Source organism: Streptomyces sp. NBC_00448 (assembly GCF_036014115.1).
Classification (GTDB): Bacteria; Actinomycetota; Actinomycetes; order Streptomycetales; family Streptomycetaceae; genus Actinacidiphila.
Window position 1 is genome coordinate 5,452,863 of record NZ_CP107913.1, and the last position, 12,807, is coordinate 5,465,669.

Genomic DNA, 12,807 nt, shown 5'->3' on the forward strand with positions numbered 1-12,807 from the left:
GGCCTGATGGCATGATCGAGGAGTGATCAGTGAACTCGGTCGTCCTGGTGCGATGAGGTATGTCCTGTTTGATGTCGATGGCACATTGATCGATGCCGTGGACAACCAGCGCCTGGTCTGGTGCACGTGGGCAGAGCAGTACGGGCTGGACCCTGTTGAGGTCTACCGGGTGGCGCTGCGGACGAGGCCGATGGAGACGTTCGCGCAGGTTGCCCCGGACCAGAACCCCCAGGAGTGCCTGGCCGCGCTGCATGAGCTGGAGGACGAGGACGTCCGCTCCGGCGCGTATACGGCCTTCGACGGTGCCTCGGAGCTGCTGAGTGCGCTGCACCCCGGGGCCTGGGCATTGGTGACTTCGAACTATGAGCACCGGGTACGTGGACGTTTCGCGCGGACGGGCCTCGCGGTCCCGGACCTTGTCGTGGATGCGGCCGCTGTGACGGAAGGCAAGCCGTCGCCGGTGCCGTATCTGCAGGCAGCCGCGCGACTTGGTGCCCAGCCGGAGGACTGCCTGGTCATCGAGGATGCCCCTTCGGGGGTGCAGTCCGGTTTGCGTGCCGGGATGACGGTGTGGGGCGTCAACACCCCTGCGGCGGTGGACGGCGTGCATCGTCACTTCGGCAGCCTGCGCGAGGCAGTCCGTGACATCCTCGCCTTTGCGTCCGGGCGGGTGGAGGGATCAGCCGCAGTGGAATGATCTTGCTGTGGCTGGTGTGATCACGGCGTCGGAGCCGTCTTGGATACTCCCGTTCACCGGGCTGAGCCCGCGACGGTTCACGAAGTTGGTGACGGCACTGCGTCGCGCGGGGGTCGATGCCGCTCGCCGGGGCAGGCCGTGGAGCCTGCCGCTGGAAGACAGAACACTGCTGGTCACGGCGTACTGGCGCACCAACTTGACGATGCGCCAACTCGCCGTGTTGTTCGGCATCTCCAAGTCTGCTGCCGACCGCATCATCGACCACCTCGGTCCGCTCCTGGCGCTTCAGCCCCGGCGCCGCTTCGCCAGAGATGCCGTACTCATTGTCGACGGCACCTTGGTCCCCACCCGCGACCACACGATCGCCGAACAGTCCAAGAATTACAGGTACTCCACCAACCACCAGGTCGTCATCGACGCCGACACCCGCAGAGTCGTCGTGGTCGGCCGGCCCCTGCCGGGCAACCGCAACGACTGCAAGGCGTGGGAGCAATCCGGCGCCAAAGCCGCCGTCGGAAAGACGATGACGATCGCCGATGGCGGCTATCCGGGCACCGGGCTCGTCATGCCCCACCGCCGCCCCAAGGGCGAGGAACTCCCCGACTGGAAACAGGAGCACAACCGCTCCCACAAGCAGGTCCGCGCCCGCGTCGAGCACACCTTCGCCCGCATGAAGACCTGGAAGATCCTCCGGGACTGCCGCCTCAAGGGCGACGGCGTCCACCACGCCATGCTCGGCATCGCCCGCCTCCACAACCTCAACCTCGCCGGATGAACGAGCAGACTCTCAGCGGCCGACCCCATCCAACTCGACTCGAAGATCTTTTGCGGGACAAGCCTTAGACAACAACCATGATCACGAAGGCCCGCGGGCTCCTTGCGTCCGGGGCACCCACACCACAGACCCATCACGGACGGTGACCGAACGTCAAGCCGCCACCGTCGTACCCCCACTAAATTCGAAGACCCTCAAAATGGGCCTGAGCGAGAACTTCTACAGCAGCGCGTTCGGTGAGACCGAGAAGAACTTGGGAGACGAGGCGCAAGCGTGGGCTGACGACATGTCCAAGATCCGAAAGGACCTTGTTCTCACAGTGGTGGGGCTTGCGGCTGGCGGCGAGGAAGGTGCCGTGGAGTTCGCCAGGGAGCAAGGCAAAGGCTATGCGACCAGTCTGCTGGAGGGCTGGGTCGGTCGGCAGGTACAGGTTCCGCCGGAGCGGGCTCCGACGGACCTCATCGAGGGAATCAAGGGCCTCAAGAACACCCGTCTGGAGTCGACTTGGAGGTCCGCGTTTGCCACAGGGGTGGGTGCGCTGGTTGGCGCGAATTTCACGAATATTCCTAAGGTGAAATTCGTCGTCCCAGGAGAATCAAAGAAGCGCCACTCCTTTTCGGGAAATCCATATTCTGCTGGCGCGCCTGATGATGGGCCGCGCTATATCACCGGCCCGGCAGACGACTTCGTCGCGGTGATCAGAAGGAACCACGGGCAAGTGGACACAAGCAAGATGACGCCACAACAGCAGGGCGCGTACTCGAGTTGGTTGGAGGACCCCGCTGTGGTCGCCAAACTCGGCGATGACCGGGTCTACTTGCACATCATGGGGCAAGGCTGAACCGAGTCACTCTGCGACCGCGATAACCTGCCAGGCGAGGATCGCTGAGGCGGGCTTGTACGTCTGGAAGGCGAAGGAGATGAGATCGCCTCCGGTGAAGGCGTATCGCAGCACATGGCGATTGCAAGTCACTGTTGGGTTGCCGGTGTGCGGGACTGCGGTGACCCGGGAGAATCCCAGGCTCCCCACCCCAGCGCACGCCGCCTCCACAACGTAGGACCCACCGTCGTTGAGATCGACCGCCGTCCGCGGAAGGGCAGTCGGACCCTTCACCGGGCCGACCCAGTGCAGCTTCACCTGTGAGGATCGGGTGAGACTTGCCTCGGCTTTGTGTCGCAGGTCGTCCTCACTGCGGGCCGGGTTCCTGCTGTGGACGGGTGAAGTGGTCGGTGTCGGCTGGACCGGGTGTCCGTGGGGCGAGCTGCATCCTGTGAGAGATAGGCCCGTCAGGACGAAAGCGACGGCGAAGGCGGGGGCGAGAGGCACAGCTCTTCCGGCTGCTGATCTCAGCCACATATTTCCCATACTGCTCTTTATACAGTTAATCGGGCAGAACCGAAGATAGTGCACCCCCGTTCGTGGGGGTGGGCCGGCGCGGCTGACGGGGACCGTGGGGAAGGGGGAAAGCAGCCGGGCGGAGTAGCGGCGGGTGGGGACGGGCGGGCGGGCGGGGGAAAACCGCAGAGGGAGCCGTCATCACGGCCGCACGTGGGTAGGCTCCGCCGCATGGAGCACGAGTCTTTCGTCCCGACCCCGTCCGCCCGGGTGGCGGAAACGTTCCGTACCCCGGGCGCCGTGGCGTCCGCGCTGCCGGGATGGCAGCCGGACCCGGACGCGACGGAGGGCGAGCGCGTGGCGCGGGGGAGGTTGCGACTGCGCATCGCCGGCTCGACCATCACGTACCGCGGATTCGTCACCGTGAAGGGTGACACCCCGCCGTTCACGCTGGAAGCTCGGGGCACGGAGGTGCGCGGCGACGGCGTGGTCGAGGTCAGCGCGCGGATCACGCTGACGGACACGGAACTGCCCCAACCGGGCACGACCGTGGAGTACCGAGGCGAGGCGACCGCGAACGGCCGGCTCGCGTCCTACGACCCGGCGGTGGCGGACGCCGCGGTCCGGCGTCTGCTCGACCGTTTCTCCGCGGGCATCGCCGAGCTGGCCGCGGCGGCCGGCCCCACCGAGACCGCCGACTCCGGGAGCCCCGCGCCCGCCGCCGCGGACCGTACCGCCGCGGACCCCACCGCCGCCGACCCCGCACCGGCCGACCCCGAGCCCGATGAGCCGGAATCCGAGGAGCCCGACGTCGTGGACGACCTCGGTGACCCGAGCCCCGAACTGGAGGAGTTCGAACTCGTCGAGGTCGAGGTGGACGTCCCGGAGAGCGCCGCCGCGTTGGACGACCTGGTGCCGCCCGCCGAGGCCGCGCACGCCCGGCGGACGATGATCGGGCGCAGCGCGGAGGAGGTCGACCACGCGCCGCCGCGCGGCCGGTACGCGCCGGTGCCCGCGCCGGATACCACCTCGGCGGCGACGCTGCGGTGGGCGGCGCCGGCGGCCGCGGCACTGCTGGCCTCGGCGGTCGTGGTGGGCAGGGTGCTGCGCCGCCGCAGGTGATACGGGGTCGACCCGACGGCGAACCCGGGCGAGCGCGCGTGAGTCGACGGCATCACGGCCGCTACGCTCGCTTCCGTGGAGACTGAAACGAAACTGACGGCGGGCGACGCCGAACTGACCTTGCAGCCCGAGCACGGTTGCCGGATCGCCTCGCTGAAGGTCGGCGGGACCGAACTCCTGCGCCAGGGCGAGAAATTCGGCGCCTTCCTGATGGTGCCGTGGTGCGGCCGCACCGAGAACGGCGTGTTCCGCAACGGCGGGGTGACCCACCAGCTCCCGATCGACGCGCCGCCGCACGCGATCCACGGCACCGGACGGCACTCGGCCTGGCACGAGGCGTCCCCGGCGACGCAGACCACCGCGGCCTACTACTACGACCTCGCTGACCCGTGGCCGTACCCCGGCCGCGTCACGCACACCATCGAGCTCGCCCCGCACTCCGTGAAGCTGTCGCTGAGCGTGGAGGCACGCGGCGACTCCTTCCCGGCGCAGGCCGGCTGGCACCCGTGGTGGCTGCGCAACCTCGGTCAGGGCGGCCAGGACGTCGAGTTGGCGTTCAGCGCCGCATGGCAGGAGGAGCGCGGCGACAACCACCTGCCCAACGGCAACCGCATCGACCCCAAGCCCGGCCCGTGGGACGACTGCTTCGGGATGCCGGACGGTGTGGACGTCACCCTGAAGTGGCCCGGGGAGATGACGGTGCGGGTCAGCAGCCCGAGCGAGTGGGTCGTCGTCTACACCGAGCAGCCCGAAGCGGTGTGCGTGGAGCCGCAGTCAGGCCCGCCCAACGGCCTGAACACGCGACCCCGCCTGGTCACCCCGATCGACCCGCTGGAGATCAGCACGGTGTGGAGCTGGCAGAAGGTCGGCTGACGGGACCGGGGTAATGGCCGGTCGGAGCGTCGGTCCGGCGACTGGACCGGCGGTTCGCCCGGCTCCCGGGACCCGCTTCCGCCCTTCTGCTCGGAACATACCCATGCCTGTCGCTCGGCTAATCTCATCCGTATGAGCGACGTACGCACCGCCCTCCTGCGGCAGATCAAGGACAAGGCCGTCGTGCACGGCAAGGTGACCCTCTCCTCGGGCCTCGAAGCCGACTTCTACATCGACCTGCGCCGGATCACCCTGGACGGACAGGCCGCCCCGCTCGCCGGCCAGGTGATGCTCGACCTGACCGCGGACCTGGAGTTCGACGCGGTGGGCGGACTCACCCTGGGCGCCGACCCGGTGGCCACGTCGATGCTGCACGCGGCCGCCGCCCGCGGGCAGCGGCTGGACGCGTTCGTGGTGCGCAAGGCCACCAAGACCCATGGTCTCCAGCGCCGGATCGAGGGCACCGACGTCAAGGGCCGCCGGGTGCTGGTGGTGGAGGACACCTCCACCACCGGCGGTTCACCGCTCACCGCCGTCGAGGCGGTCCGCGAGGCCGGTGGCGAGGTCGTGGCCGTCGCGGTGATCGTCGACCGGGGCGCCGCCGCGAAGATTGCCGAGGCGGGCCTGCCGTACCTGGCGGCGTACTCCCTCGCGGACCTTGAGCTGTCCTGACCGCCCGAGACCTGAGCGTGCGAGTCGCGAACGCCCGCTGAGACCGGAGCGTCTGTCCTGACCTGGGATTTCACGGCTCCTGGGATGTTTCACGTGAAACATCCCAGGAGCCTTCGCGTGTGCGTGGCCCGCCCACCGCGGGCCCCGGGTACGGCGAGGTGGTGTATTCGTTCGAGTCTGGGAAGATAAGGGCGACGATGACGTCGCCACGCATGTCAGCAGTACCACCCGCACAGTCATGAGGAGCGGAAACGATGCCCATCGCAACCCCCGAGGTCTACGGCGAGATGCTCGACCGGGCGAAGGCCGGCAACTTCGCCTACCCGGCCATCAACGTCACGTCGTCGCAGACCCTGCACGCGGCCCTGCGCGGCCTCGCCGAGGCGGAGAGCGACGGCATCATCCAGATCTCCACGGGCGGCGCGGAGTTCCTCGGTGGCCAGTACAGCAAGGACATGGTGACCGGCGCGGTCGCGCTCGCCGAGTTCGCGCACATCGTCGCGGAGAAGTACCCGGTCACGGTCGCGCTGCACACCGACCACTGTCCCAAGGACAAGCTCGACGGGTACGTCCGCCCGCTGCTGAAGATCTCCCAGGAGCGGGTGGCCGCCGGCCGCAACCCGCTCTTCCAGTCGCACATGTGGGACGGCTCCGCCGAGACCCTGGACGACAACCTCGCCATCGCCAAGGAACTGCTGGCCGAAGCGGTCAAGGCGAAGATCATCCTGGAGATGGAGATCACCCCGACCGGCGGTGAAGAGGACGGCATCTCCCACGAGATCAACGACTCCCTCTACACCACCGTCGACGACGCCTTCCGCACCGTGGAGGCCGTCGGCCTCGGCGAGAACGGCCGCTATCTGCTGGCCGCTTCCTTCGGCAACGTGCACGGCGTCTACAAGCCGGGCAACGTGGTGCTGCGCCCGGGCATCCTCCGGGAACTCCAGGACGCCGTGGCGCAGAAGTACGGCAAGGCCAACGCGTTCGACTTCGTCTTCCACGGCGGCTCCGGCTCGACGACCGACGAGATCAACGAGGCGCTGGAGAACGGCGTGGTCAAGATGAACATCGACACCGACCTCCAGTACGCGTTCACCCGTCCCGTCGCCGGCCACATGCTCAGCAACTACGACGGTGTGCTGAAGGTCGACGGCGAGGTCGGCAACAAGAAGGCGTACGACCCGCGGGTGTGGGGCAAGGCCGCCGAGGCCGGGATGGCCGCGCGCGTCGTCGTCGCCGCCCAGGACCTGCGTTCGGCGGGCAACCGCCGCAAGTAACGGTCGGGCGCGCCTGGTTCGGCGCCTGCGATGCGGCGGGAGCCGTGCGGAATCGAGGCCCCCGGCAGCTGCCGGGGGCCTTCTGCCTGCCCACTCGGGCAGACTGGAACCCATGGCCAATCACGAGAACCTGCTCGGGGGTCCCGCCCCCACCCACCTGCCCGACGACCCGGAGCCGCGTGAACTGCTCGCCTCCGGTGCCGCGCCCGCCGAGGTGGCGGCGAAGTACCCGTCCTCCTCGCTCGCCTGGGCACAGCTCGCCGACGACGCGTTCGAAGGCGGCCGGGTGGTGGAGTCCTACGCCTACGCGCGGACCGGCTACCACCGCGGTCTGGACGCGTTGCGCAGGGCCGGATGGCGTGGCCACGGCCCCGTACCGTTCGAGCACGAGCCGAACCGCGGCTTCCTGCGCGCCCTGCACGCGCTGGCCCGGGCCGCTCAGGGCATCGGCGAGCAGGAGGAGTACGAGCGCTGCACCACCTTCCTGCGGGACAGCTCGCCGACCGCCGCGGACACGCTGGGCTGACCCGCCGGTCCGCCCACACGCCGGTACGCCTGGTACTGGGCGGTGCCGGGAGGTGCCGGGGTGGCTCACCCCGGCACCTCCCGGAGCGGCCCCAGCAGAGCGGTCCAGCGCCCCCGGTTTCTCCCCTCGTCTCCCGACGCCCCTCCCTTCCCGTCACGATCACCGTCGCCGACCTGCCCAAATGTCGCAGTTCGGCAACAGTCGGTTGACTCATGGCATATTCACGTATCCATGTGCGATCGTGTCCATGCCGTCCTCACCGCAGGGCGGCATCACTACGTTCGGGACAGCCCGAACGTACGCATGACGCCGACACGCAGCTCGGAAGCGCCACGGGGGGCCGGGGCCGCGGTTCCGGCTGCCGACGCCCTCAGGGGGAGCCTTGGCAGCAAAGGGCCGCCACGGCCGACATCAGCACAGCCGCCGTACGACACGACGTCGGGTCGCGTTCGCCGGCCCGCTGGCGGTGCTCTGCGTGGTCGTACTCGGCTGCGGCGGGGGCTACGCGGCCTGGCACAAGTCCAGGGGCGGCGGCTCCGCGGCGGCGATCGACGCGCCGATATCCCACTCGCCCTCGCCCGGCGGTGGCTCGCTCGCGCCGGCCAACGGCGACAGGACGGGCTCGGGCACCTCCTCCCCGTCGTCGCCGTCCACCGCCGGCAAGCCCGCGACCGGCGGCCCGAGCGCGAGCCGCTCACCCGCGCCCAAGCCCTCCAGCGTGCCCAAGTCGGGCACCGGCGCCTTCGGCACGGCGCACGCCACCGGCACCGCCTCCGGGCACGGCAAGATCCGCCGCTACAAGGTCGAGGTCGAAGGCGGCATCCAGCTCTCCGCCAGTGACGCCGCTCACGAGATCGCCGGCATCCTCGCCGACCCGCGCGGCTGGGAGAACGACGGCCACGACGGCTTCCAGCTCGTCTCCTCCGGCCCCGCCGACTTCGTCATCAAGATCGCCACCCCCGACACGGTGGACAAGATCTGCGGCGCCGCCGGCCTGCTCACCCGGGGCGAGGTCAACTGCGACGTCGGCGCGACCGTCGTGGTCAACCTCAAGCGCTGGATGCTCGGCTCGCCGGAGTTCCCCGGGCCGATCCACGACTACCGGGCCCTGATCATCAACCACGAGGTCGGCCACCGCATCGGCCACGGCCACGAGGGCTGCCCCGGCCCCGGCAAACTCGCCCCCGTGATGATGCAGCAGATCAAGGGCCTGCACGGCTGCAAGGCCAACGCCTGGCCGTACGACAGCAAGGGTCGCTACATCCAGGGCCCGCCCACCGCCTGAACGGTCCGCCGCATCGGTCACCCCGCCGCGCCGCGCCACACCTCCGCCCATCGCCGTCGGCTCTTGCCGGATCTGTCCGCACCGCAGATGATCGCGGCACAGGCCCGGTGACCCCGGGACACGATGGAGGTAGAACCATGTCCGACGCACCGACCGACGAGGCGGCGACCCCGAACCTCTCGTTCGAAGGCAGCACGCCCTACGAGGACTACGTGCAGGCGTCCGTCCTCACCCACCTGCAGCACCCGCTCTCCGACGAACCCGGAGAGATGGCCTTCCTGGTCACCACCCAGGTGATGGAGTTGTGGTTCACCCTCTTGGTACACGAGTGGACCACGGCGGCCGCGGCTCTGCGTCAGGACGACCTGCCGACGGCCAGGGCCGCGCTGCTCCGCAGCCTGCCGGAGCTGGAGTCGCTCAACGCCTCCTGGAAACCGATCGCCCACCTCACCCCTGCCCAGTTCAACGCCTACCGGTCCGCCCTCGGCGAGGGCTCCGGCTTCCAGTCCGCGATGTACCGCCGCCTGGAGTTCCTGCTCGGCGACAAGTCCGCGTCCATGATCGTCCCGCACCGCGGCACCCCCAGCGCGCACGCCGAACTGGAGAAGGCCCTCACCGAGCCGAGCCTCTACGACGAGGTGCTGCGGCTGCTGGCCCGCCGCGGCTACGACCTGCCCGCCGCCGTGCTCGACCGCGATCCGGCGCTGCGCTACGAGCCGCACCCGGAGGTCGAGGCCGCCTGGCAGGCCGTCTACGCGGACGACGACCAGGACTCCGACCTGATCCGGCTCGGCGAACTCCTCACCGACGTCGCCGAACTCGTCTGGCGCTGGCGCAACGACCACCTCGTGGCGACCCGGCGCGCGATGGGCGCCAAGGCCGGCACCGGCGGCTCGGCAGGGGTGGCCTGGCTGGAGAAACGCGCCACGAAGAACGTCTTCCCCGAGCTGTGGACGGCGCGCAGCCATGTCTGACGTCCCCTCCGTCCCCGCCGCCCTCGCCCTGGACGCGCTCGCCGAGCGCGCCGCCGCCCTCGATGCCGCCGACCTCCTCGCACCTGTCAGGGATCGCTTCTTCCTCGGCGGCAGCTCCCCTGCCGAAGGCCGTGGGGGAGGCACCGTCTACCTCGACGGCAACTCGCTGGGCGCGCTGCCCACCACGGTGCTGCCGCGGCTGACCGAGGTGATCGGCCGTGAGTGGGGCGAACTGCGCATCCGCTCCTGGGAGGAGAGCGGCTGGTGGACGGCGCCCGAGCGGATCGGCGACCGGATCGCCCCGCTGGTCGGTGCCGCGCCGGGCCAGGTCGTGGTCGGCGACTCCACCAGCGTCAACGTCTTCAAGGCGCTGATCGCCGCCATCCGTATGGCCCCCCAGGACCGCGACGAGATCCTGGTCGACGCCGCCACCTTCCCCACCGACGGCTACATCGCGCAGTCCGCGGCCCGCTTCACGGGCCGGACCGTGCGAGCCGTGCCCGCGGGCACGATCGCCGAGGCGGCCGGCGCCCGCACCGCCGTCGCCCTCGTCAACCACGTGGACTACCGCACCGGCCGGCTGCACGACCTGCCCGCCGTCACCGCCGCCCTGCACGCGGCCGGGGCACTGGCCGTATGGGACCTGTGCCACAGCGCCGGGGCCCTGCCGGTCGCCCTGGACGCCGACGGGGTGGACCTCGCGGTCGGCTGCACCTACAAGTACCTCAACGGCGGGCCAGGCGCGCCGGCGTACCTCTACGTGCGAGCCGAGCACCAGCCCCGCTTCGACTCCCCGCTGCCCGGCTGGAACTCGCACGCCGACCCCTTCGGCATGGCCCGCGAGTACGTGGCCGCCGAGGGCGCGCCGCGCGGACGCGTGGGCACGCCGGAGATCCTGTCGCTGCTCGCGCTGGACGCGGCCCTCGACGTCTGGGAAGGCGTCGCGCTCGCCGATGTGCGCGCCAAGAGCCTCGCCCTGACCGACTTCTTCCTCGACTGCGTGGCCGCGGCCGCCCCCACCGGACAGCTGCGGGCCATGACGCCCGAGGCACACGCGGAACGGGGCAGCCAGGTGTCGCTGCGCTGCGCGGACGCCGGCGAGGTGATGCGCGAGCTGATCGCACGCGGCGTCGTGGGCGACTTCAGGCCGCCCGATGTGCTGCGCTTCGGCTTCACCCCGCTCTACACCCGCTACGTGGACGCCTGGCGCGCCGCCCGTGTGCTGGCCGACATCCTTGAGGAACGCGACCCCACCCCCGCTGGTGCCCGCCCGGGCGCCGGCACCGATACCCGACCCGACGGCCACCCCGACGGCGACCGCGAAGGGAACCCGTAACCGATGACCGCTGCCGCGCCCCGCCCACCCTCGCCCCAGCCCGCCGACCGGGCGGCGGCCGAGGAGGCATCGGCGTTCGGCCACGACCCCGTGCCCCCGGACGCCACGGCGTCCTACGGCGCCCACCCCGACCAGGTGGTCGACTTCTACCGGCCCGCCGGCACCGGGACCGCCCGCCCGGCACCCCTGGTGGCGCTGCTGCACGGCGGCGCCTGGCGGGACGCCCACGACCGCACCCACGTCTCCCCGCTCGCCGCGCATCTCGCGGCGCGCGGGCTGGCGGTGGCGTCGGTCGAATACCGCCGCGGCGGTACGGGCGGCGCGGCGGGCGGTCCGGAGGCACCCGGCGACCAGCCGGCCGACGGTAAGCAACTGCCCCGGCAGGCGGAGGTCCGGGCGGAGACCGCCGAGCCCCCGCTTCCGCCCGCCGGCCGCTGGCCCGACACCTTCGACGACGTCGCCGCCGCGATGGACGCCCTGCCCGCGCTCGCCCGCGATGCCCTCGGTGAGGACACCGTCGACCCCCGCCGCATCGTGCTCACCGGGCACAGCGCGGGCGGCCACCTCGCGCTGTGGGCCGCCGCCCGCCACCTGCTGCCCGCCGACTCCCCTTGGCACCGCCCCGCACCTCCAGCCGTCCGCGGTGTCGTGGCCCTCGCCCCGATCGCCGACTTCACCTCGGCGATCCGGCTGCGCGTCTGCTCCGGTGCGGTGCTGGACCTCCTCGGCGGACCCGACCACGCCACCGACCGCCTGCCCCACGCCGACCCGGCCGCGCTGCTTCCCACCGGCATCGCCACCACCATCGTGCACGGCACCACTGACAATGTGGTTCCGCCGCAGGTCAGCGCGGCTTTCGCCCGTGCCGCCGGAGCGGCGGGGGAGGAGCCCACCGTGGCGTGGCTGCCGGCCACCGGCCACTTCCCGCTGATCGACCCGTCGAGCGACGCGTGTACGGCCGTGGCGGACGAGATCGGCCAACTCGCCTGGTGAGTCCGCCCGAGGGCAAACCGAAGCGCCGGCGCCCATCCATCGATGGGCACCGGCGCGAACGGTAAGGGCGACCCCACCGGGGACGGGCACGAGCCGCATCCCGGCTCGAGTGCGACGGCCCCACCTGGGGCCTGCCGTGACCGCAGACCGGCTACCGGAAGCCAGTCACCGGCTTCCAGCGACCAGCTACCGGCTGCGCTTCGCGAGCCGCTCCACGTCGAGGAGGATGACCGCGCGAGCCTCCAGCCGCAGCCAGCCGCGGCCGGCGAAGTCGGCGAGCGCCTTGTTCACGGTCTCGCGGGAGGCGCCGACGAGCTGCGCCAACTCCTCCTGGGTGAGGTCGTGCACGACGTGGATGCCCTCTTCGGACTGCACGCCGAAGCGGCGGGACAGGTCCAGCAGGGCCTTGGCGACACGGCCGGGCACGTCGGAGAAGACCAGGTCGGACATGACGTCGTTGGTGCGGCGCAGGCGCCGGGCGACCGCGCGCAGCAGCGCGGTGGAGACCTCGGGCCGTACGTTCAGCCAGGGCTGGAGGTCGCCATGGCCCAGGCCGAGCAGCTTCACCTCGGTGAGCGCGGTGCCGGTGGCGGTGCGCGGACCGGGGTCGAAGAGCGACAGCTCGCCGATCAACTCGCCGGGGCCCACCACGGCCAGCATGTTCTCCCGGCCGTCGGGCGAGGTGCGGTGCAGTTTCACCTTGCCCTCGGTCACGACGTACAGCCGGTCCCCGGGGTCACCCTCGTGGAACAGCGCGTCGCCACGCGCCAGCGTGACCTCGGTCATGGAGGCACGCAGTTCAGCGGCCTGCTCGTCGTCGAGCGCCGCGAAAAGCGGGGCACGGCGCAGAACGTCGTCCACGAGCTCTCTCCTTGTCGACTGTCGACATCACCGGGTTGTCCGCCGGGCTGTCCCCATGATGCATGACACGAGAAACAGTG

General features: G+C 70.8%; 13 protein-coding genes. 12 read left to right on the forward strand and 1 reads right to left on the reverse strand.

The window, feature by feature from the left end:
• Window positions 1–52: 52 nt before the first annotated feature.
• The 12 genes from OG370_RS23300 (at window position 53) to OG370_RS23355 (ending at window position 11,866) form a co-directional block, all read left to right on the forward strand.
• Window positions 53–697: an HAD family hydrolase gene (locus OG370_RS23300; protein ID WP_443060887.1), complete on the forward strand. Its 645-nt coding sequence runs from the start codon at window positions 53–55 to the stop codon at window positions 695–697.
• A gap of 7 nt (window positions 698–704) precedes the next feature.
• A complete protein-coding gene (locus OG370_RS23305; RefSeq protein ID WP_328467341.1) occupies window positions 705–1,472 on the forward strand; it encodes a transposase in 768 nt (255 codons plus the stop codon).
• A 199-nt stretch (window positions 1,473–1,671) separates the two neighbouring features.
• Window positions 1,672–2,313 (forward strand): hypothetical protein, encoded by a 642-nt coding sequence (locus OG370_RS23310; RefSeq protein ID WP_328467343.1) that lies wholly within the window; start codon window positions 1,672–1,674, stop codon window positions 2,311–2,313.
• A gap of 726 nt (window positions 2,314–3,039) precedes the next feature.
• The gene (locus OG370_RS23315; RefSeq protein WP_328467345.1) at window positions 3,040–3,930 is read left to right on the forward strand and encodes a CoxG family protein; all 891 of its coding nucleotides are present in this window, start codon (window positions 3,040–3,042) and stop codon (window positions 3,928–3,930) included.
• Between the two features lie 75 nt (window positions 3,931–4,005).
• Window positions 4,006–4,803, forward strand: a complete 798-nt coding sequence (locus tag OG370_RS23320; protein WP_328467347.1) for an aldose epimerase family protein — start codon at window positions 4,006–4,008, stop codon at window positions 4,801–4,803.
• 132 nt (window positions 4,804–4,935) lie between these two features.
• Entirely contained in the window at window positions 4,936–5,475 is a 540-nt protein-coding gene (gene pyrE / locus OG370_RS23325; RefSeq protein ID WP_328467349.1) for an orotate phosphoribosyltransferase, read from the forward strand.
• A 254-nt stretch (window positions 5,476–5,729) separates the two neighbouring features.
• Window positions 5,730–6,752, forward strand: coding sequence for a class II fructose-bisphosphate aldolase (fbaA, locus tag OG370_RS23330; RefSeq protein ID WP_328467351.1), 1,023 nt, complete (start codon window positions 5,730–5,732; stop codon window positions 6,750–6,752).
• A 112-nt stretch (window positions 6,753–6,864) separates the two neighbouring features.
• Window positions 6,865–7,278 carry a DUF3151 domain-containing protein gene (locus OG370_RS23335; protein WP_328467353.1) on the forward strand — a complete coding sequence of 138 codons (414 nt, stop codon included), beginning with the start codon at window positions 6,865–6,867 and terminating at the stop codon, window positions 7,276–7,278.
• Window positions 7,279–7,660: 382 nt separating this feature from the next.
• A complete protein-coding gene (locus tag OG370_RS23340) occupies window positions 7,661–8,563 on the forward strand; it encodes a DUF3152 domain-containing protein (protein WP_328467355.1) in 903 nt (300 codons plus the stop codon).
• A gap of 137 nt (window positions 8,564–8,700) precedes the next feature.
• Complete coding sequence (locus OG370_RS23345) at window positions 8,701–9,537, forward strand: tryptophan 2,3-dioxygenase family protein (protein ID WP_328467357.1); 837 nt, start codon at window positions 8,701–8,703, stop codon at window positions 9,535–9,537.
• The gene (gene kynU / locus OG370_RS23350; protein ID WP_328467359.1) at window positions 9,530–10,873 is read left to right on the forward strand and encodes a kynureninase; all 1,344 of its coding nucleotides are present in this window, start codon (window positions 9,530–9,532) and stop codon (window positions 10,871–10,873) included. Before OG370_RS23345 ends, kynU begins: the two co-directional genes overlap by 8 nt.
• A 3-nt stretch (window positions 10,874–10,876) precedes the next feature.
• Complete coding sequence (locus OG370_RS23355) at window positions 10,877–11,866, forward strand: alpha/beta hydrolase (protein ID WP_328467361.1); 990 nt, start codon at window positions 10,877–10,879, stop codon at window positions 11,864–11,866.
• Window positions 11,867–12,052: 186 nt separating this feature from the next.
• On the opposite strand, the gene OG370_RS23360 is transcribed toward OG370_RS23355, so the two are convergent.
• On the reverse strand, window positions 12,053–12,727 hold the full coding sequence (locus OG370_RS23360; RefSeq protein ID WP_103890795.1) for a Crp/Fnr family transcriptional regulator: 675 nt from the start codon (window positions 12,725–12,727) through the stop codon (window positions 12,053–12,055).
• Window positions 12,728–12,807 lie beyond the last annotated feature (80 nt).